This is a genomic window from Methanosarcina hadiensis, from assembly GCF_046529725.1.
Lineage (GTDB): Archaea > Halobacteriota > Methanosarcinia > Methanosarcinales > Methanosarcinaceae > Methanosarcina > Methanosarcina hadiensis.
The window spans coordinates 3,489,625-3,510,348 of sequence record NZ_CP136241.1 but is presented as its reverse complement, the minus strand read 5'-3'; the positions used below and the strand labels follow the sequence as shown (position 1 = coordinate 3,510,348).

At 39.2% G+C, this 20,724-nt stretch carries 12 protein-coding genes; 7 read left to right on the top strand and 5 right to left on the bottom strand.

The window, feature by feature from the left end:
* Nucleotides 1–18 precede the first annotated feature (18 nt).
* The 3 genes from RSJ42_RS15075 (at nt 19) to RSJ42_RS15065 (ending at nt 2,626) form a co-directional block, all read left to right on the top strand.
* A complete protein-coding gene (locus tag RSJ42_RS15075) occupies nt 19–1,233 on the top strand; it encodes a glycosyltransferase family 4 protein (protein WP_410508082.1) in 1,215 nt (404 codons plus the stop codon).
* Nucleotides 1,234–1,305: 72 nt separating this feature from the next.
* Entirely contained in the window at nt 1,306–2,313 is a 1,008-nt protein-coding gene (locus tag RSJ42_RS15070) for a GNAT family N-acetyltransferase (RefSeq protein WP_410508081.1), read from the top strand.
* On the top strand, nt 2,306–2,626 hold the full coding sequence (locus RSJ42_RS15065) for a hypothetical protein (protein ID WP_410508080.1): 321 nt from the start codon (nt 2,306–2,308) through the stop codon (nt 2,624–2,626). The genes RSJ42_RS15070 and RSJ42_RS15065 overlap by 8 nt, the downstream gene beginning before the upstream one ends.
* A gap of 145 nt (nt 2,627–2,771) precedes the next feature.
* Here RSJ42_RS15065 and RSJ42_RS15060 read toward each other — a convergent pair whose 3' ends face one another.
* The 3 genes from RSJ42_RS15060 to RSJ42_RS15050 form a co-directional block, all read right to left on the bottom strand.
* Entirely contained in the window at nt 2,772–4,232 is a 1,461-nt protein-coding gene (locus RSJ42_RS15060; protein WP_410508079.1) for a lipopolysaccharide biosynthesis protein, read from the bottom strand.
* A gap of 92 nt (nt 4,233–4,324) precedes the next feature.
* The gene (locus RSJ42_RS15055) at nt 4,325–6,265 is read right to left on the bottom strand and encodes a hypothetical protein (RefSeq protein WP_410508078.1); all 1,941 of its coding nucleotides are present in this window, start codon (nt 6,263–6,265) and stop codon (nt 4,325–4,327) included.
* Between the two features lie 655 nt (nt 6,266–6,920).
* Nucleotides 6,921–7,862, bottom strand: coding sequence for a UDP-N-acetylglucosamine 3-dehydrogenase (locus RSJ42_RS15050; RefSeq protein ID WP_410508077.1), 942 nt, complete (start codon nt 7,860–7,862; stop codon nt 6,921–6,923).
* A 1,246-nt stretch (nt 7,863–9,108) separates the two neighbouring features.
* Between RSJ42_RS15050 and RSJ42_RS15045 the strand changes: the two genes are divergently transcribed.
* The gene (locus RSJ42_RS15045; RefSeq protein WP_410508076.1) at nt 9,109–10,704 is read left to right on the top strand and encodes a glycosyltransferase family 2 protein; all 1,596 of its coding nucleotides are present in this window, start codon (nt 9,109–9,111) and stop codon (nt 10,702–10,704) included.
* Nucleotides 10,705–11,278: 574 nt separating this feature from the next.
* Here RSJ42_RS15045 and RSJ42_RS15040 read toward each other — a convergent pair.
* Both RSJ42_RS15040 and RSJ42_RS15035 read right to left on the bottom strand, forming a co-directional pair.
* Entirely contained in the window at nt 11,279–13,375 is a 2,097-nt protein-coding gene (locus RSJ42_RS15040; protein ID WP_410508075.1) for a disaggregatase related repeat-containing protein, read from the bottom strand.
* A 524-nt stretch (nt 13,376–13,899) separates the two neighbouring features.
* A complete protein-coding gene (locus RSJ42_RS15035; protein WP_410508074.1) occupies nt 13,900–15,678 on the bottom strand; it encodes a disaggregatase related repeat-containing protein in 1,779 nt (592 codons plus the stop codon).
* A 1,494-nt stretch (nt 15,679–17,172) separates the two neighbouring features.
* Here RSJ42_RS15035 and RSJ42_RS15030 point away from each other — a divergent pair.
* From RSJ42_RS15030 to RSJ42_RS15020, 3 genes are all read left to right on the top strand, one after another.
* Entirely contained in the window at nt 17,173–18,078 is a 906-nt protein-coding gene (locus RSJ42_RS15030) for a polysaccharide deacetylase family protein (RefSeq protein WP_410508073.1), read from the top strand.
* A gap of 458 nt (nt 18,079–18,536) precedes the next feature.
* A complete protein-coding gene (locus RSJ42_RS15025; RefSeq protein ID WP_410508072.1) occupies nt 18,537–18,695 on the top strand; it encodes a hypothetical protein in 159 nt (52 codons plus the stop codon).
* On the top strand, nt 18,688–20,445 hold the full coding sequence (locus RSJ42_RS15020) for a hypothetical protein (RefSeq protein ID WP_410508071.1): 1,758 nt from the start codon (nt 18,688–18,690) through the stop codon (nt 20,443–20,445). Before RSJ42_RS15025 ends, RSJ42_RS15020 begins: the two co-directional genes overlap by 8 nt.
* Nucleotides 20,446–20,724: the final 279 nt, after the last annotated feature.

The window sequence follows — 20,724 nt, the reverse complement described above, 5'->3', positions numbered from 1 at the left end:
CAGGAATAAGGTGATAGCATGAAGATGCTCTTTCTGGACATCGTGTGGCCTCTCTACTTGGCTGATGGCTCGCTTATTCACAGGCACGAACTCGTAAGCAACCTGGCAAAGCTGGAGAATGAAATCCATATTTTCACCACTGACAGCTCTACTCTTTCTCATTTTGACAACATCCGCTGTCATTATGTACATCCTGGAAGCCTGCTTACTATCACAAGCAATTATTTTCGGAGTTCTGCACGTCTGATCGGCTCCGAAACTTTTGATGTGCTTTACACGAGAAACCCTAACTTCGGCTTTCTTGCCGGTCTCTTTTGCCGAAGCCGATGCAAAGCCCTGGTTTATGAATTAAATGGAATTCCGGAGGATGAATCCAATCTTATCAAATCAAAGAGTGGTGAAGAAAAAACTTTACAGAAGAGAAGAACAGGAGGTATTTCCGGGTATTTTTCTTCTGCAAAGTCCAGGTTAAAAATTTTAGTTCTAAAGAAAGCTCTCGGGTTTTCAGATAAGATTATTGCAGTGACTCCCGGAATAAAAGCTAATCTTGAGAGCGCTTATCAGATTCCCGGAGACAAAATAACCGTAGTACCCAATGGAGCAAATACTTCCCTGTTCAGACCCCTTGATCAGGAAGAATGTAGAAAAAACCTTGGGCTTGACCTGAAAAGTCCTTATATCTGCTTCGTAGGAAATCTTGCTCCCTGGCAGGGAGTTGAGTACCTGGTAAAGGCAGCTCCTTCAATACTGTCCAGGTATCCTGACTGCCGTTTTCTTATTGTCGGTGATGGGGTTATGAAAAATGAACTTATAAGCCTCTCACGAGAATTCGGAATTGAAAATCGATTTGTTTTTACAGGTGTGGTTCCTTATGACCGTGTACCGGTTTACATCAATGCGAGCAATGTCTGTACAGCCCCTTTTATCCTGGCAAGGAATGCAAAAATAGGGCTCTCTCCTTTGAAGCTGTATGAGTATATGGCATGTGGAAAACCGGTTGTTGCAAGCGCTATAAACGGAGTTGGTGATGCACTTGAAGCTTCAAAAGGAGGGCTCTCCGTTCCTCCTGAAAATCCGGGAGCTCTTGCAGAGGCTATCTCAGAGCTGCTTGAAAACCAGGATTTGAGAGCGAGCATGGGCTCAAAAAGTTTAAGTTATGTTACTGAAAATTACAGCTGGTACAGTGTAGCTAAACAGGTAGATAAGATCTGCAAATCAGGAATTAAGAACTGAAGATACGAAATTTATCTCTTAATAATTTTTTCGGTAAAATTATGAGTTGTTATTTATTTAACGGGGCTTAAAATGGACGAAATTGAAGTAAGAGAATTGGTGCCTTCTGAATACAAAGAATGGGATTTGCTCGTAGAAAAGGCTCAATCCGGTACACTTTTTCACACTAGTGACTGGCTGGAAATCTACAGGGATGTTCTTTCTAAAGACCTGAAGATTTACGGCTGCTTCAGAAATGGTGAACTTGTAGGTGGGTGCCCCATTTTCATCAGAAATATTAAAGGCATGGTAAAAATAGCAAATTCGACCTCTATAATGACTGACTACTGTGGTCCCCTTATAAAAGAAGGAGCCAGCTCCAAGGCTAGCAAACGTATGCAGGATACACATGAGATCTTTGGAGCTCTCAGAGAATTTCTCTGCAATCAGGGGTTCGACAGCATTACCCTTACACTTTCCCCCGGCCTTGGAGATGTAAGGCCTTTTACATGGAAAGGATGGGAGTCGAGTGTTCGCTATACTCATCACCTGGACTTGAAAGAAAATATAGACAGCAATCTTTCCAGAAAAATCAAGAGGGAACTTAAGAGCGCAGAGGAAGCAGGGCTTAATACGAGAGTCTCAAACGACCTTGATACTTATTATCGTCTCTTTTCCCTTGTCTATGATAAACAAAACCTGAAACCTCCTGTTCCTAAGGAATTCTTTGGAAGAGTGTTTAAATTAATCGAGGAGAAAGATGTTGGCTATATGTTTGTTTCGGAAACTCCCGAAGGAGAGGCAGTTGCATCTCACCTGAACCTGTATGGTAAGAAGTGCACTGTTACCTGGTCTTCAGCCCTTAACCCTGAGTTTGGTAGAATGGGTCCGAATGCGCTTCTATATTATAATGAGTTTCTCAATCTCAGATCCAGGGATTTCGAATACATGAATGTAATGGCAGCAAACGTCCCAAGATTTACGGACTTTATTATGGGATTTTCCCCAAAAATTGTCCCTTACTACACTGTAACCCTGCGCAATACAAAGTATTCTCTCATAAGGATATTATACCAGGCTACGCACGAAGAAAATGAGTGACAGGAAAATAAGTGACAGAAAAATAAGTGACAGAAAAATAAGTGACAGAAAAATAAGTGACAGAAAAATAAGCGACAGAAAAATAAGTGACAGGAGAATAGAACAACTCTTTTCCCGAAAACCAATATTAAAAACCGGTATTAGAAAATCGATATTAAAAACCGGTATTAGAAAATCGATATTAAAAACCGGTATTAGAAAATCGATATTAAAAACCGTTATTAAAAAACCGATATTAAAAACCGTTATTAAAAAACCGATATTGGGATTTTTCCCAAAATCGGATTTGATTACTTTTTTACTGATTTTATGAGAAATTTGTTGATTAGAATCTGATCTTGTTTAAGAGCCTCATTCTTTTTCTTCTATTTGTCGAGTTCTCCTTTTTAAAGTCTCATAAAGTCTTTGAGATAGATCTCCTACCGGGCTTGTTCATTAGATAATCAATTCTCTTCTTCTCAGTTCCTATTTTTTACTTTCACAAGGAAAGATGAGAACATTTTTTTGAACATAGGATCTTCGTGGAGGGCTACTGCATAGTATATGATTGTCACGATTGCGGCTACAAACATTATTGTATAAAAGCTCGAAGAAATCAGTTTTATCAGAATTAACGGGGTTGAAACAACCAGGCTTATTATTGAATATTTTGCAAGAACATTTATGCTTTCTCTCTTGCTAATTCCTGCGAGCCCCAGGAGATATGCATTGTTCCAGAGCCAGAATACAGCGCCTGTAAAACTGTACAGGGCGAGAGCAAATTCCGGAGATCCCCTGGACCCGCCTATGACCAGTGCTATTACCCTTGAAACAAGGAGTGCTATACTGAAAGTGAGCCAGACTTTTTGTTTTTCGAATACGTTGTAAAGAGTTGTGATCGGTGAAGAAAGGAAAACAAGGAATATCCAGGGAACAAGGATTTTCACATATGTACCTGCGACACCCCATTCACTTCCAAAGACAAAAGTAAATATTTGCTCTCCAAGAATTATCAGGAGTATCATAGGGAAAAGGCCTATTGAAATTAGTTTATTATAAACCTCTCCAACTATAGTTTTCATGTCTCCTTCTCCATTCCCGTTCCTAACCTCGCTTACCTTCTGGAAAAAGACCTGCCCTATGGCACTGCCAACTATTCCCATTGGCAGGTTTACAACCTGATTTGCAAGTGAAAAGTGGCCCACAACCGAGGTAGTATAGAAGTATGCCAGCAAAAATGCAGGGACCTGTGGAGAGATGGTGTTCGCGATTGATGACCAGGAGCTGAATAAAGGAAAATGTTTATACTGGATAGCCATCTCTTTCATTCTTTTTATTGATACTTTTTTGAAAACCTGAAGATCTTTTTTCACGCCTTTAAGCATAAAAAGGTCCGCAAATGCGTATCCTGCAACATAACCTCCTATCAAGCCCAGTGGAGTAACACTTGACTTCGCAAACCCTATTTGAAGTATTTTTGTTGTCAGGGTATTCGAAACCCTGGATCCTGCAATAACCCCAAACCGGGTTTTTCTTGAAAGCCAGTAGTTTTGAACAAAAAACATCCCGTTAAGAAATATTATTAACGGAAGAAGAGGCAGATATATCGAAATTCCAGGAGTTTTGAAAATGTTATCAAGATTTACAGGAATAAGAAATACTATAATACCTGTAAGTATAGATGTTAAAATTACAAGTACTGTACATATGGAAGTAACATTTGCAGCGTCTTCTTCTGTTTTTGGTAACATTATAGCAAACTGGTAAGAAAAAGTAGAAACTATTACAAGTATGCCTGAAAGCGACATGAATAGCTGAAAAATTCCAAAATCATCTGGACTATAAATTCTTGAGATTATGGGTATAAGAAGTATGCTCAGAATCTGTGAAGCAACGCTTCCTGATACCAGTTTCAATACGTTAGTAATAAAGTTCGACATGGGGCTTCAACCTTTTTAATATATTAATTCAGTATGGGTTGCGGATAGATGTTTTCACTCAGGCGATTTATTTAATAGTTTCCAATGAAGTTTCACATTTTGATTTCTTTATTTTCTTTGAGATAAGCGAGTACTTCTGAGTTGTCATATACCCTTTCATATCCCGTATCTTCGAAGCTGTTGAAGAATTCTGCGGGCAGCGGTTTAATTATATTCACTCCGTATCTTTCCGGATCATTTATGGATATGGGTTCTGTAAGGGACGATCTTCTGAGCAATATCATATGTTCGCCGCTTATTTCTTTCGACTCAATCTGGTTTGAATCAAAGTATGTCGCATTATCTACATTGTATCTAGGATCCCTGTAGAAAAGACAGCTATCATAAGGGGAATCCATTAAAATGCTTCCTGAATATACGCCAGATAATGTTTCAACAGCCTGAATCTCAACGTTCTTGAACTGGTTTCTTACGGTTGTATTTTTTCCTACAAGGGGGTTGTCTTTATTAATTCCTGGTGTGGTTATCATTACAAACGAGAATAATAATATTATAATGAAAACGGCAGGAATTTTTGCTTTTTTGGAGTTGAAAAGACTTATCAGTTTTAATATATATGAAGCAGCTACCAGTACCAGAAATACTGCTATCAACGGGAACCATCTGCTTGTGAGGAAGTTTCTCATACCAAGTAAAGGAATCCCATAAGCTAAACCATACAGGACTGCAACGACCAGAGCGATTGAGAACTTATTTATTTTTATGGCATCTTTGCGGGAAGCCCAGGTTAAAACCCCTCCAATTGCAAAGAACGGCAGGGCAAGGTAGCTTATGTGAAGCAGCAGCACCTCCATAGGGTCCTGGTTGGCTGCTGCAGTTCCTACAATCAGCTCATCACTTGAGTAGCTGGACCCCATTTGAAATACTTCTACAAGGGGTTTGAAAATCATCTCAAAAAAGGATGTATCCCGGGTGACATACGTAAACATCCAGTACGTCTGCAGGCTAATTACAAAGAAAAGGATATAATTAAAACTGCCTGCTGCAGTAGGGGAACTTCCATAAAGGAGATTATGAAGGTATTTCCCCACTAAAATTGAAATTAAAGCTAGAAAAACCACAAAAGTAGTCAGCTGATGGGTCAATATCATTAAAATTGTGGTCAGCAGAAGAAGGCCTGTTTGCACCAGTGCATGGTTTTCGCTGAAGATAGCGTAGATAATAATTATAAAGTAGCAGAGAACCAGGGAACCTGGCGTTATGTTAGTAATTCCCGTAACAATATTGTGGTTATTCAGATTTATTAATAATGCGGCAAGTAAGCCCATTTGTGGGCCTTCAAGTTTTTTCCCTATAAGATAAATTCCTGCCGTGCTGAAGATGTTAGCAAAACCTATTGAATAAAAAAAGCCATCTTTTACATCCAGTCCGCCCATAAGCTGGGTAATCGAGACAAAAATATGAGCAAGGGGATAATAGAAATATTTACTGCTGATCTCTATCGGAGGAATGGCTCCGGTTTCTGTAATCAATTTTGCTATGCCGGCATGAGCATAGGCATCATAACCCATTATGCTTGGGAAATTATAATAAATTCCGGATCTTATTAGAATTGAAAGCAAGAAAATCTGGAATAGAATCGGAAATATCCTATCTCCTTCTTTTACATAGAGAATTTCCGAGGCTATAATCCCTGCAAGTATACATATTAATATAAAATAAGATAACGGCCTGTAGTACAGGTTCATGCTATAGATGAAAATACTTATCAGAAAGATGAGATAGAAAGCAAGGTTGAGTTCAGTCTTAAACCTATCTTTTCCCGGAGAAATCGGGGATTCATCTTTAAACTTTTTTCTGAAAACAAAGTAGATTAAACAGGCTGAAAGGACAGCAATTCCGATGTCCTGCTGGTTTAAGTTAATCAGGTAGTATAGAGAAACAATGAATAAGCCTAAACTGAACCCTGTAAAACTTAGAATCGTATCAAGATTCCCAGTAAATTTATCTCTACATTTTTTTATAATTTCCATATGACCCACGACATAATAAACTTTCTTTGAGATTATATAATTTCTCTATAAAGTATTTTTCTTTTGCAGATGAAATTACCCTGTTTCAGGATTGTAGTTTCTTTTTGTCTTTTCCTTTGAGATATAATATCAGTTTTTAATTTACTCTCTAACTAACTATGTTTCTTTTAATTGATAACTCTTTTACTTTTTTAGATTTAAAATTATCCGTGATCATTATATTCTTCTTCCCTCAAGTCCCAGAGAAGAACTCTTTAAGCTATCAATGCTCCTTTTCCTGAGCAGTACTGCAAAAGTTTTTTATAAAACTCTATTTTACCTGAATACTGGTATAAATATCAGAAAATTGCCTGCATCATTTGCAGTATCTTCTGAGGATCAATCTTTTACAGGAGCCCATGCTTGCCTGAAGTTCAGAATTATTTGACTGCAAAGAGGATGCATCACTGTGGTTATCAGGAGTCAAAGAGTATCTGTCTTTTTTCAAGTTTTAAATTATGCAGTTTGAAAAGATAGTATGCCGTTATTGATGAGTTAGCGATACCTGCCATAGTTTTTACACTTCATGAATGTAAAATCGATATATCGCATGTTTTTTCTTCCCGCCTGTAAATAGTGAGTTTAGCGAGCAGATTACCAAAATACTTTATCTGGGTCAGTTTCGTATCTCAACCATTTTTTCTTCTCTATATGATTGGATTGCAGCTAAAGCTACTTCCAGAGCATGCTTTCCCTCTTCCCCCGAAGGCCTGGGGCAGATGCCATCCCTGGAACAGCAGATAAAATGGGAAAGTTCTTTTTGCAGGGGTTCAGCTTTTTCGACTCTGGCTGTATGGACCCATCCATTATCATGAAGCTCAACACTTTGATCAAGATAATCCAGATATGCAACGCCTTTGAGGCCAACAGCTGAAAGTTTCCTGATTTTGTGGGGAGTAAGCCAGTTTGTTTCTACCAGTCCTGAGTACGAATGGTTCAGACGCAGTTGAATAGTTGCATGATCCTCAAAAGAATGAATATCTGAACCTGCTATGGCATAAACCTGGTTTATCCTCATTCCGTAGATAAAAGAGATTATATCTATATCATGGACTCCAATATCCAGAATTACTCCTACATCCCTTATCCTTGGGTTATAGGGGCCAACCCTCCTGGCTGAAACTGAGACAATTTTTCCTAAAACCCCGGAATCTACTATCTCTTTTAGCTTCAGAACCGCAGGGTTAAACCTTTCTATATGGCCTACCATCAGATGTCTGTCCGTTTCTTCGGCAGATTCGATCATTGCAGTTGCATTTTCCACGCTGTCTGCAATGGGCTTTTCAACAAGCACATCTACACCTGCCTGAAGCGCGTCAAGCACTATGGGACAGTGAAGGGTAGTCGGAGCTGCAATACTTATCGCATCAAGCTTTGTTTTCCCGAACATTTTTTTATGATCTGCAAAAGGTAATGTGTCGTATCTTGCCGCAAGCTCTTTTACCCTTGAAGGATTGGGATCGGATATCCCTGTTAGTTTAACATCTTCCATTCCACTATAGATCCTGACATGGTTCTCCCCCATATAGCCGGTTCCAACCACTCCTACACGTATCAATTCTTCTACCCCCCTACCTATTTAACTTAAACATGCAATCTATTTGCCTGATTTTTTGAAAAAGCAGATATTTAACACGGATAAAATGCTACGAATAAACTAAATCCCTTCTTTAAAGATGGATCTTTTATTCCAGTTCTATCAGATTAACTGCAATTCGATTTCTACTTTCCCTTTTATATACAAAAAACCTTTCGGAATATATGCAAAATTAAAATTTCAAGCCCTCTACCCCTATTGAAGAACTAAGGCTTCAGAGTTATGGCTTTTCCCTTAATAGAATAAATATCCTTAGAATATAAGTTTTAGCCTTTCACTAATATTTTTTGCCAGTATACTTTTACTGTCTACATATATCGGATTTTTCTTCCCAATTTTTTAAAGGCTATTAACACTTCCTATATTTTACCTGAATTTTTTCCTGAAAGATAGTTCTGGAAATTATTTTTATATCCTGAAAAGGAGTTAGCAGATACAATTTCTTTATTCCTTTTCCTTATATCAACAATCTCCTTATTTCATGGCCTGAAAAATAAATAAGCTCCCATAAGCATACTTTTTATCTATTATCCAACATGAAACCTCAAATATTCGCTATAAAAGATAACTCAACAGTATTTCAATTGGAAGCTGTAGAATTCCCCAGTGAATCAAATCACTCCCTTCATATTACTGCCTCCCCGTTTTACGGTACTAATTCATTGAGTTCTTCTATAAACTGTCTCATAAAAGCCGTTTTAAGATAGAAACTAAATCAGAGTGGGTGACTCAAATTAATTCATCTTCAGTAAAATTTTTATATATCTACTATTTAGATTTTAGTGCCGTCAAAAAAGTCCTACCCTAACTAACATTCCATTATTTCTATAAGACAGAGTTGTTTTTTTAATTTTTCTTTTATACATAATCTTACAGTGAGTTCACTGGCTTTTATCACGAATCTACCTATTAAACATGCTTTTTTTCAAAATATTTTGAAATCATGCCTCTATTCTCCAATATCTCGAATGTTTGAGAGCCGTAATATTGAAAGTATAATTTACATTTATATATCAGTAAATCTAATTTTAAGCAGGAGAGTATTCTCTAATCTATTAATATTTTTATAGATTATTTTCAGTCAGATGTTAACTTTATATATATATTCATCCAAATATCTTTCAAATGATAGCCTTTAATATTTTTGCATTTATACACATACAGGGGGTTATAGTATAATGCATACTCACAAGGGGGTGGAGAGGGTTTGTATTCAGCCCTTACACTTTGTCTTAATTCTCTGATTTCCGATCCTATTAGTATAGTTTCATCACCATCTCAGCTTTCCGATAGGCCTCCAAGGCATGAGTTTACGGTCTTGATCCCGGCTCAAAACGAAGAGGCTTCTATCGGTAGTAAGGTCCTGCTTGCGGCGAGTTATGCAGACCGTGTACTGGTACTTGATAGAGGGTCTACCGATCGAACTATGGAAGTGGCAGCTCTGGGAGGGGCACGAGTTATCCCTCTGGCAGGGGGAGAAGAGGCGCTCCTTAAAGTCCTTCACAGGGCATCCCTTGACTCAGAGCTTGTGGTTCTCATTTATCCTGAGTGTATGCAGGATATGGATCTGCTATCTCATGTTTTTGAGCCGCTAAGGCAGGGATATGACATCTCAGTAGGTTCCTGGCCATGCCGTGTTTCCTGTGAACAGGAGACTGTTATGCTTCTGAATGGGAAAAGCACTTACAAAGAAAAAATCGGTTTTCTTGCCGTGACCTCCAGATCACTTCAGAGCATAAGCTCAGGAAAGGAACACCTATCTTTGAAATCTTTGCTTTCTGCCGCAAAGACCGAAAAACTTAAAGTTAACTATCTGAGTTTTGATGTTGATCCAGCCTTCCGGAAGCTTGAAAACGCCCGTATAGGAGTTGTTGTGCCTGCATACAATGAGGAAGTACTTATCGGTGAAACTCTTAGCGGGATTCCTGAGTATGTGGATCGGATCTATGTGATCGATGATGCCAGTACTGACCGGACCGGGGAGATTGTAAAAAAGTTCGGAGATCCCAGAATCGTCTATTTACGCCATGAAGTAAACAGAGGTGTTGGGGGGGGGATAGTTAGCGGGTACAAGCTTGCTTTAAAAGATGAAATGGATATTGTAGCAGTTATGGCTGGGGATAACCAGATGGACCCCGTCCAGCTCCCACGATTAATCTTTCCAATTATTGAAGGTTTAGCCGACTATACAAAGGGTAACAGGCTTCTTTCCGAAAACTTTATGACCGGAATGAGCAGGTGGAGATCATTTGGAAACCTCCTTCTGAGCTTTTTGACTAAAATAGGAAGTGGGTACTGGCATGTTATGGACCCTCAAAACGGGTATACGGCAATATCGAGACAGGCCCTTGAGATTATCGACTTAGATGCGGTTTATCCTTATTATGGCTACTGTAATGACCTGCTAATCAAGCTTAACGCCTTTGGAATGAGAGTAATGGATGTAGTGATGCCAGCCCGCTACGGTAGAGAGAAGTCATCCATAAAATATGGCAGATTCATCCGTAAGGTCTCCCCCATGCTTTTCAGGGGCTTCCTCTGGAGGCTGAGAGTCAAATATACGGTTCTGGATTTCCATCCTCTGGTTTTATTCTACTTCCTTGGAATGCTTGCATTACCTCTGAGTGTCCTTTTAGGCTTCTGGGGACTTTTGCAGCTACTGCTTCAAAACCCGCTTCCTTCCTATTATCCACTGCTTGGTTTCCTTGTACTGGGTACTGGGCTTCAGATGCTTCTATTCGGAATGCTTTTCGATATGCAAGTTGAGAAAAAAAGGAATGAAAGAGTAGGACTTGCTCGTTAAGGCCTGGAAGCTTATCTTCCAGACTTTTCCTTCAGTATTTTTACTTATATTACTTTTAGAGCCCAAATTTTTATTCAGATTTCCTTCATGCCCCTTTTCTCCGGTTATTCTGGTACAACTCTTTTTTGATCAGGGTTTAATTAGAACTCTTCATCCTTCACCACTATAATTAAGCAAAAATAAAATTCTTTCCTTTATACAATTTCTAAAAAAACCTCGGAGAATCTGGTTCTAAACCCATAAATTATAATAAAATCTCCAAAGCCTTTGAGATTAATGAAATTCCAGGGTGCTTATCCAGGCAGAGGCTACAAGAAAGTTTGCAATCTTTCCCAGCCCTGATTTCAGGTAAACTTAGAAAAGATTCGGGAGCAAAGGGTACAAGTTCCCCTTAAGGGTATGAATTCTCCTTAGATTTTTGTATCTCAATACCCGTGTAATCAATACCCATTAGTATTATCTCCAGGTATCATGCATGATACGAAGAAAATCGAGGGTCATAACGACCTTTATCATGCCCAAATACTCCCAGATACTGCAATTTACTTTTAAGCTTTGCCGCTTCTGGATTATATTATTTGTCTATGTATTCTACAGTAAGTTTAGGTCTCTGGCTTATATTTTGCCATTCCGAACTGTAAAAAGCAATATAGTTATTTTGTTCCGTTCTGGCTTTTATAAGGAAGCCGGTATTTTCGTATTTCCCGCTGGTGTATTCCTGAATAAGCTGTGTCACATCCATGTCGTAATATCTGTAATCGGGGAGAGTACTGCCCTTGACAGTTATTGTAGCGTATGAGGTGCTGCCTTGAGAAACCTCGTCTTTATCGTACCAGTCTCCCCCTGAATTATTCCAGGGATTTCCTATTTCTTTTGCATCCCAGGAAACGTGTTCTTCACACCATTTTACAGGCCTGTACACTTCGAGGATTGTATCCTCCGGTCTGGCTTCGTCAGGATAATACCAGAACAAAGAAAGGGTTGCTTTTTTAATTTCATCAGTTTCATTCAACTGGTCAAGCTCAAATAGCATAACATTCCTGTATTTCTCGCCATGTAATCTCTCTCCCACATCTATGTATTCGGTTTCTCTGAATGTTATATTAGAAGAATCTTCTTTTAATCTATTGTCTGAGATTAACGAAGGTAAGGAAACTTTAAGTTCTTCACTATCAGACGCTTCTAAAGTAAAGCTTAACAGAATTCTTTTTATGAAGCTTACCATTTTTGAGATGGCTTTTTTGATTTCTGACCCAAAGCTTTCTTCCCGTCCTGTATGGATGCCATTGTCTATCTCATAAGGGAATTCCTGTGGGCCTGCTTTTAAAGCCTCTGCGCAAGGCAAATTTTGCATTACTGAAGCGTTTTTATTGTCAAGCTGTTTTATGAGCTCAGGAGTGGCTTCCGTATCCGATGTGGAACTGGCGTGCATATAGTTCCCACCGGCGTTGTTAGAAAGGCAGTTGCTTTGAAGTATAAACGAATGAGTATCTTCTAGCTTATTATAAAAAGCATAACCGTCTCCAGCCGCAGGACTTGACTGTGTATTAATTATTATGTTATTTCGCGCAGTGGTTATATAGCCTGACCCTGGAGATAAAAACTCACTATCTACCTGTTTATGGGCAACTGCTGCCCCGTAACACCCGTCAAATACATTGTTTTCTATTAGGGTGTCATAAAAACCGTTGAGAACTATGCCACCCGACCAGTCAGCTCCGGGATTGATTCCGGCTTTATAGAATTTATTGTGATGTATATGTAAATTCTTTGCAGAATCTTTTGAGTATGCAGACCCATAGCCTGTAATCCAGATTCCTGCAGTGTTTGTTTCATACAGTAAATTGTTGAAGATTTCTATATCATCCATTACTATAGATGAACCAGTTTTCTGGATTTCAATCCCTGCTCCTCCTTCTCCTTCCGAATCAATGATATTGTTGTAGAGTTTCACATGGTTTCCATTATATACCCTGAGCCCACTGTTTGTTCTGCATGTTATTTTATTGTTCCATGCCTCTATATTTGAACAATAGATGGCATAGAGAACATCGTGACCGAGTTTGTATACTGTATTGTTATAAAACTGGATATTTGAGCTTTTTACCACTTTCAGCCCGTCTCCATGGCTGTCGTGCATATACATATTATAAACTTTGATGTCTTCACAGTTAAGGAAATGTATCAGGTTGTAGTACCCTTTTCCCCTGCCTTTATCTCTATTCTCGTCGTGATTCCCGTCAATTTCAAAACCTCTTACAGTAATATTCTGGCTTTTCGAGCCGTCTATCTGGGTTATGAGGGGCTTTTCCAATGGCCAGTCTGCTTTATCCTCAAGTTTTATCACGGCTGCAGGGTCCCCTTCCAGGATGGTATTGCTTCCTATGAAGATGCTATCTGAGATAACGTAGGTATTGGGTCCTTTCAAATGGACGGTTGTAAATTCAGGGTTTTCAGCTACGTATGAGAGAGCTTTATTAATCTCTGTCTGGTCATCTGTCCCATCACAATTGAAATCCCCGCTCCCATCAGTATTTACGTAAACTGCCGTTTCTGCCTGGGCCGTTGAGAGGGCAATAGTTGCATTTACTATCAGAATAAAAAGAATTAAAATAAGGATTCCTTTTTTCTTTTTTTCTCCCTTAATATGTATCCAGTAATTTCCGTTCATTTTGTACCCCCAATACACTTAACTATAGCCTTTTAAGCTTAAAAAAAGTTATCTGCTTATATATCCGAAAATTTAAAATGCCTGGCTCTGGCTCTTTTTATAGCCTGATATCTACAGGACCTAATTATGTGATAAGGCGTCTTCAACCTATTATAGAATTATAATTATACTTTATAGAGTTTATTAATCTTTGTGATGTAATACGTATACGATAAATAATCAGAACGATTTTAATTTAGACTTTCCCAAATCAAGGAGACTTAATTGTGGCAGTCTGAGCAAATCCGTGAGATTCAACCCTGGATTTTCTTCCGGGAGAAGATGAAGATTTGAGATAATAGCAGTTTCATATAAAGCCTATAATAAAGCATGAAATTAGATTGCCCGAGAGTGCGTTAAACCTTAATTCTAAATCATAGTTTTAATAAAAAAAGACAGGAAGAACTGAAAGATACGGACAGGAGATTCAGTATCCTCAAGTCCTATCATCTTTGAGTTCTCTTCCTGAAGTCAGGGTTGTTAAATTACGATTTTTCTTCTATAGTCAGCACTGGGCGCTGGCTTTCATTTTCTACTTCGCTACTGTAGAATGCCACATAGTCTGCATTCTCACCGCGAGTTTTTATAAGGAACCCTGTGTTTTCATATTCCCCGCTAACGTACTCTTTCACGAGATCGGTTACATTCAGCTCGTAGTATCTGTTGTCAGGTATATCGCTTCCTTTCAGAGTAATCGTAGCGTATGGTGCGTCCCCCTGAGAGACACTATTCATATCATACCAGTCTCCTCCGGGCTGTGCCCATAGCACTCCGTTATCCCTGCTGTTCCAGGTTACTTTTTCAGGATTCCAGGCTGCAGCTGGTCTGTATATCTCTACAACTGCGTCTTCTGGTCTTTCCGTTCCATCTGGATAATACCAGTAGAGAGACAGAGTTGCACTGCTAATATTTTCAGCATTACTGTATTCGCTCAAATCAAATAAAAGCAGGTCTCTATATTTTCCTACCCCTGGCCTGCTTCCTATGTCAATATACAATTTGTCCTTATATACTGTGTCAGGAGTGGCTTCCCTGAGGCGGTTGTCATGGGTGATTATTGTATTCTTGTCTATCAATGACGTATTATCAGTTTCAGCTACCTGTTGAGGAGCAGTTTCTGTTGCAGTAGTATTGGCTGTAGTTGTTGTAGCTGTTATATTTGCTGTTGTTGCAGTGGTTGCATTAGCTGTTGCTGTAGCAGTTGCATTAGCTGTTGGTTCAGCAGTTGTATTGCTTGCCGCCTGTGCATTTGTTTCAGACGTCGAATTTACGGTTGCTGTACTCTGTGAGCTTGATTTACTGCCAATAGAGCCGTATCCATAGCCCTTTGCTACCCAGTTTTCAACATTGCGGTCTGATGGTCCCAGTATGTTTGAACCTGAGCCTACCTGAACGTAAGGGGATACATTCCACATGACGTTATCACTAACGCTAATTGATCCTTTTGCGTTCCAGTTTCCAACACCTGCGCTGCTGCTTGATCCTTTGTAATCGTGCATAATGTTGTTATGGACTTTCACATCTGTCAGCGTATTCTGGAGCTGAACGCAGCACCATCCTGACCCTGCACTGCCTGTAAAGGTGTTATGGTCAACTTCAATATTTGCGCAGTTGTCCACTCTCACACCTGTATTGGTCTGGACCTCAACATAATTGTTATACATTCTGGAATTCTTGGTGCCGGACAGGAATGACACACCATCATGACCTGAGGACTTGATTCTGCAATCATATACCTCTATTCCGGAACTTTTACTGATTCTGACACCGTCGCCATACAGGTAGCGAGTGAATAAAATATCATGTACTTTACCATTGGTCACGGATGTGAATTTTATGCAGTTCCGATAGTCTCCATGACCTCCATCCTTAGGCCCGGTTGCCGAACTCTGGAATTGAAGATGAGATATCTCAACGTTAGAAACACCTGACCCGAATATATATGCAGGGGCACCATCAGAGTTACAAACTGAACCGGTAGCGTAGATTATTGTATTGTCGCCCGCACCTTTCAGTACTACATTGGACTTCAAAACTATAGGTGCACTTATTTTGTAAGTGCCGGCAGCAAGGATAACATACCCAGGGTTGCTTGCTGTTGCTCCTGATGCTACGGAATTTATTGCGTTATTAATTGCAGTTTGAGCATTTGATCCGGACGTCGGACTTACGGTTACTGTATTCTGTGCGCCTAACGCAGCGGGTACGGCTGTTAAAATAAGGCATGTTATTAGGAATAGGGTTCCTATCTGTCTTTTTAGCATCGTATCACCTTTGGGTTGGATTTGGAATTCGAGTAGACTTCAAAAACTCCTGGAGTCACAGTATATATTTCCCAAAAGCAAATACGGCAGTTAAACTAAGACATGTTGTCAGGAATGGGACTTCCTGCTCCTTTTCCAGCATCGTATCACCTTTGGTTGGGTTCGGATTCGAGCAACTCAAAGAACTATAGAATTGTTGTATACTTGTCCAACGGTTGATACGGTTGTTAAAATAAGACGCATTTTCTGGAGTAGGGTTCTCAGATTTTTTTTAAGCATCGTATCGCCTCTGGATTGGATTTAGAACTTGAGTAAACTCAAAAATTCCAGGAGAATCTATACTCTTCCCGGATATTTCTCAAAATTCCATATTACGTCGTACTCGTAATGCGTTTCCGAACTATCTAATTAGACCGAGTATGTTTCAATTATCTAATTATGTCGGGTCTATACGGTAATTCAAAATCTAATTACGTCTGCGTAATATTCTTGAATCTATCCAATTCGATTCTCTGCGTTTTGTGGGGCGGACACGGTGCAGAGGATTTTCCACTCTCCAATTACATAATAGGGATCAGTTACTGGAGGCGGTCAGACCTTAGAAGTTCTGGCTCTGGATTTTCTAAAAAACCTGGATAATCACAGGATGCTTTTTCAGGTCAATATTTTCCTGTTTAGCCATCACTTACAGGCCGTCAACTCATTCTGCGAAACTCTTGTTTACTTGTATAATTAAGAGCTGACTTTGAAGATTATGTAGTTCTATTATAAAATATTTTTGATATATTCCAAAATAAATTTTAACAGTATACCAAACATTTTTTCTTATATTAAAATGAAATGGCGACTTTTTAGAGGAAAAATTAAATGAATTTCCAGATTTCTAATGGCAGAATCAAAAAGCGCTACATTCTCTAAATTCTATTTTCTATTCCTGGTAAACTTCAGGATGTATAATAAGCACCATTCTGAACCTCCAGGATCAGTGTAAAAAAAGTTTATTCACGCTTTTCTTTATCGGTCCTATATATTTTCTATATATTGTTTGAAAGCAGGTTTCTGGATGAATTCATTGCCTTAAATTCGTTGCCTTAAGTTATAAAGAACCTAAAGAACCTGTATAATACAGACTATATATTTCTATACTGAATAGTTGCTTTTATTAGCCGAAAAATTTACTTATTTGTCAGAAGCTCTAAAAGAATCACCTTAATAGGCTGGATATCTTAACCATCTAGTATTTATAACTATCTTCATTATAAAATTTATTTTTTCCTATTATTGGTATTAGGATACTTTTTGCCTTATCAGGCTCTTTTTATCCCAGTTTTCTCTCTAATAATTCAAAAATCTTTTATACTCTTAAAACCTTCCATTTAATGGGGAGGCTTTCTAAACCAGTGGGGAAATATGCAGTTGCTAATTCCTACTCTTATGGAACTTCCATATCTAGTTTCACGATACACGCAAACATAGTTCATATTGGGGGATTTCATGAACAGCAGTCTTTCAGTTACGGTTGATCTTGAAGATTGGTATCATATTCCTTCCGTTTGCAGCTCTCCTTTCTCGGTTTATAGAACTGTAGATGAATTCTTTAGGAGCTGGCACGGCAGGTATGACTTCTTGAGCGAGCCTACAAAAAGGGTTCTGGATATCCTTGATGAGTTCAACGTAAACGCTACTTTTTTTGTTGTCGCAGATACCATTGAGCATTATCCAGGATTGGTAGAATCAATTGTAGATAGGGGGCATGAGCTTGCCTGCCACGGACTAAGCCATGCCTGTAAGATTGACCCTGAGACAAAAAAACAGTTGATGAGTGTTGAAGAGTTTGAAGAAAGGACTCTGGCTGCAAAGAAAATGCTCGAAAAAATAAGCGGAGAAAAACTGATAGGTTACAGGGCACCAAACGCTCTTGTAAGCGGCTGGATGGTTGATTCTCTTGAAAGGATGGGATTTAAGTACGATTCATCCGTTTCAGTTAACTCCTTTTACAATAAAACTGATTCCGCCCTCAGGACAGTTTCGTCTTATCCTTATTATCCTGCAGAAAGCGAACTTGAAGCAGGCAATGATAGAAGTTTTATCGAGTTCCCGTGGGCTTATTGTCAGCATGGGTTAAAGTTCCCCGCATCAGGCGGCCCTATGCTTAGGTTTCTGGGCTCATCATTTATACTGGACGGGCTAATGCAGAGCCTTAAAAGAGGGCACACTATTTTCTATTTCCATCCCCTGGATATTTCCTGTGCCAGATTTCCATCTCTTGGAAATAAAAGACCTTTTTACTGGTGCATAAAAGGGAAGCTTGTCGAACAAAGAATCCGGCACATCCTTAGCAAACTAAAAGATGTTGAGAAGATCCCTTTAAGGGACTATTCAGGAGTAACATGCGTTTAAAAAGTTTTCTGATACTTTAATCAGAAACAAATCTTTAGTATTCTGTAAACCGGGTAAATAGGTTCTATTACTTAAGTTACATTTTAATAAATAACAGGATTTGCTCCGAAGTATCGGAATCTGTAAGGGAAATGGATATTTAATCTTTAAACCCATTCTGACTAATTTTTCTGGATTTATGCATATATTCTTCTAAATTATACTTTTGTATTCTTACTTTCTCCTGCAGATTAATTCCTATCGCTAAACCTATATATTTTAGAAGTGCTGGAAATAGCCTGAATTTACCAGCCAGCTCTTTAAGAATCCGAAAGCCTTTAATTCTTAAGGTTTTTTATTTATGCGGACATCAATTAGCTTGAGGATAATTTCCATCTATATCCCGGCAACAATCAACTATTTATTAGGTGATTGCATACACGGAAAATAAATAGGAGAAAATGACTAATAAAAGACTCTTGGACGAAAGAAATTTTGAGAACGAAAGTTCCCTTGTCGCAGACTGTCTTGAAAGCGACTTACGAGAATTGTACGGTACTATCTCAGGTACTATCCTCGAATTTATATGGGAACTGGACTCTGTAACTTTCTGGAAGGATGGGGGACACATTGTCTAGACTCAACAACAAAATATTAAATCTAATAATCTCGATTTCTCTGTTACTGCTTGTTTACAGTCTCTTTATTCTTAGAGAAATTAAGCCCGAAGGGTATGCAGCTAACATCTATGAGCAGCTTCCTTTTCATTTTTTCCTGATCCTGCTCTTCTGTTACCTTTCCGCATGCCTTGTGCTCCTTGCATCTAAGAAAAGTAGTCCGGTTCTGGTACTGCTGCTTATTCATGTTATTGTATTAATTATCCCTTACATGCTCGGTTATGCTTCAGTAGGCAGGGGAAATGATTTCCTGTACCCGGGTCTGGCAATAAGTACAGGAATTTCAGAAAACTCATGTCCGGCTACCTTTTCGAGCCTTTCTCCCGCCGGGCCTCTGTTAGTTTCAACTCTGGCTCTTGTTTCAGGCATAGGGGTTCAGGGCCTATCTCATTTTTTACCGGTCCTTTTCTCGATTATATTTATTACAGGTATGTATCTATTCTATCGAGGCTTTATGAGCCGTGAAAAACTGGTTACAGTAACCTTTCTTTCTTCCGTTATCCCATACTTTGGACATTTCCAGGCATCAACAGTCCCTTATTATCTTGTTTTTTGCCTTGTGCCCATTTATCTCCTGTTGCTGTGGAATGCGATATCCGGCAAAAATAAAATGGCAATGATAGCTTGCCTTCTTTTTATGATACCCCTGCTCCCACTGGCTCATCCCTTTATCTTTACATACCTCCTGTCTTTTGCTCTGCTGCTTACTTTTGCAGGTAAGGCAATGCATTCAGGCCTACTCAAAAAAGTTCTCAGTCTCAAGGGCCTCTCTCAGGATCCTCTATCCAGTTCTTCAGGGAAAGTACTCCCTCTGTTTATATTTCTCTCATTTATTTCAGGAAGCCTCCTGGTCTGCGCAAAGTATGCTTCAGGATTTTTTAATATCTTTCTTCCGGCTCTCGTCTGGCGTATCCAGACGCTGATATCGGCAGGCTTTTCAACAATTCCGAGCATGGAATACGGAATATTTGAATTCATACATCTCTTTAATCTTTATTATGGCAAGTATTATATCCCGTTAATTTTTATCATAATCAATACAATAATTGTATGGCAAAACCGCAAACGCTTCTGCCAGCATTTTGTCCGCAGGTATCCACGCTTTTTGCTTCTGTATATAGCCGCGTTCTTGCTGGAACTGGGTTTTCTTTTAAATCCTTTTATATCCTATCCTGTAGATAGGTTTGTAAATCTAAGTTTCGTAGTCTTTGCCCGGATTCCGCTGCTGGGATATTCTGTCTATATTGTCCTTCTAAGAAAGGGATATCCAACCGGTCTTGGAGCTGCAATCCTCGTACTTGGTTTTATATGGACATTAGGATTTTTCAGCTGCTTTAGTTCACCACATGCAGGTGGGATCTCGGAAGCTGTACCACAGAATGAAGTGGAAGGGGTAAGGTGGCTAGTTGAATCAAAAGCAGAATACCCTTATGTCTTCTCTCCTGAAGAAAAAGGAGGCTATACATTTTCAGGAAATTCTTCAAGCAAACAGGGACAGATTAAGGCATCTTCCCGGGATTCTGCCAGTCCCGGATTAAATGAACCTTTCTACCTTATAGTGACATCTTTCTCAGAGGCAATGGGTTTGGAAAGATTCTCCGGGTCCGAAACGGAATATTATCCCGCTGAAAATGACTCTGAAACTCAGGAGAAGCCTCTATACAAGATTTATGACTCCCTTAACATAAAGATATACCAGAATACTCCCTGAGTCCTTTTGGTACTGGAGTTTAGCTTCCAGATTTCCGTCTCTCCCGAGTCCCACCTCGGGAGGGCGGTGTCCTTTTCGGTCGCTCCGCTTCCTCAAGAGGACTAATTTTTGGGTTGAAATACCCGAGTTTCGCCTCGGGAGTACGAAGTCCTTTTCACTCCCCGAGTTTCGCTTCGGGAGCATGAAGTCCTTTTCACTCGTTCCGCTCGCTCAAGAGGACTAATTTCTAAGTTAAGTAGCGGAGCCTGTATAAAAAAGATTAGAATGAAAGAGCATTAC

What these genes read in the sequence shown, in the direction of transcription:
- RSJ42_RS15075 (WP_410508082.1), top strand. Translation starts at nt 19, where the DNA reads ATGAAGATGCTCTTTCTGGACATCGTGTGGCCTCTCTACTTGGCTGAT.
- RSJ42_RS15070 (WP_410508081.1), top strand. Translation starts at nt 1,306, where the DNA reads ATGGACGAAATTGAAGTAAGAGAATTGGTGCCTTCTGAATACAAAGAA.
- RSJ42_RS15065 (WP_410508080.1), top strand. Translation starts at nt 2,306, where the DNA reads ATGAGTGACAGGAAAATAAGTGACAGAAAAATAAGTGACAGAAAAATA.
- RSJ42_RS15060 (WP_410508079.1), bottom strand. Translation starts at nt 4,232, where the DNA reads ATGTCGAACTTTATTACTAACGTATTGAAACTGGTATCAGGAAGCGTT.
- RSJ42_RS15055 (WP_410508078.1), bottom strand. Translation starts at nt 6,265, where the DNA reads ATGGAAATTATAAAAAAATGTAGAGATAAATTTACTGGGAATCTTGAT.
- RSJ42_RS15040 (WP_410508075.1), bottom strand. Translation starts at nt 13,375, where the DNA reads ATGAACGGAAATTACTGGATACATATTAAGGGAGAAAAAAAGAAAAAA.
- RSJ42_RS15035 (WP_410508074.1), bottom strand. Translation starts at nt 15,678, where the DNA reads ATGCTAAAAAGACAGATAGGAACCCTATTCCTAATAACATGCCTTATT.
- RSJ42_RS15030 (WP_410508073.1), top strand. Translation starts at nt 17,173, where the DNA reads ATGAACAGCAGTCTTTCAGTTACGGTTGATCTTGAAGATTGGTATCAT.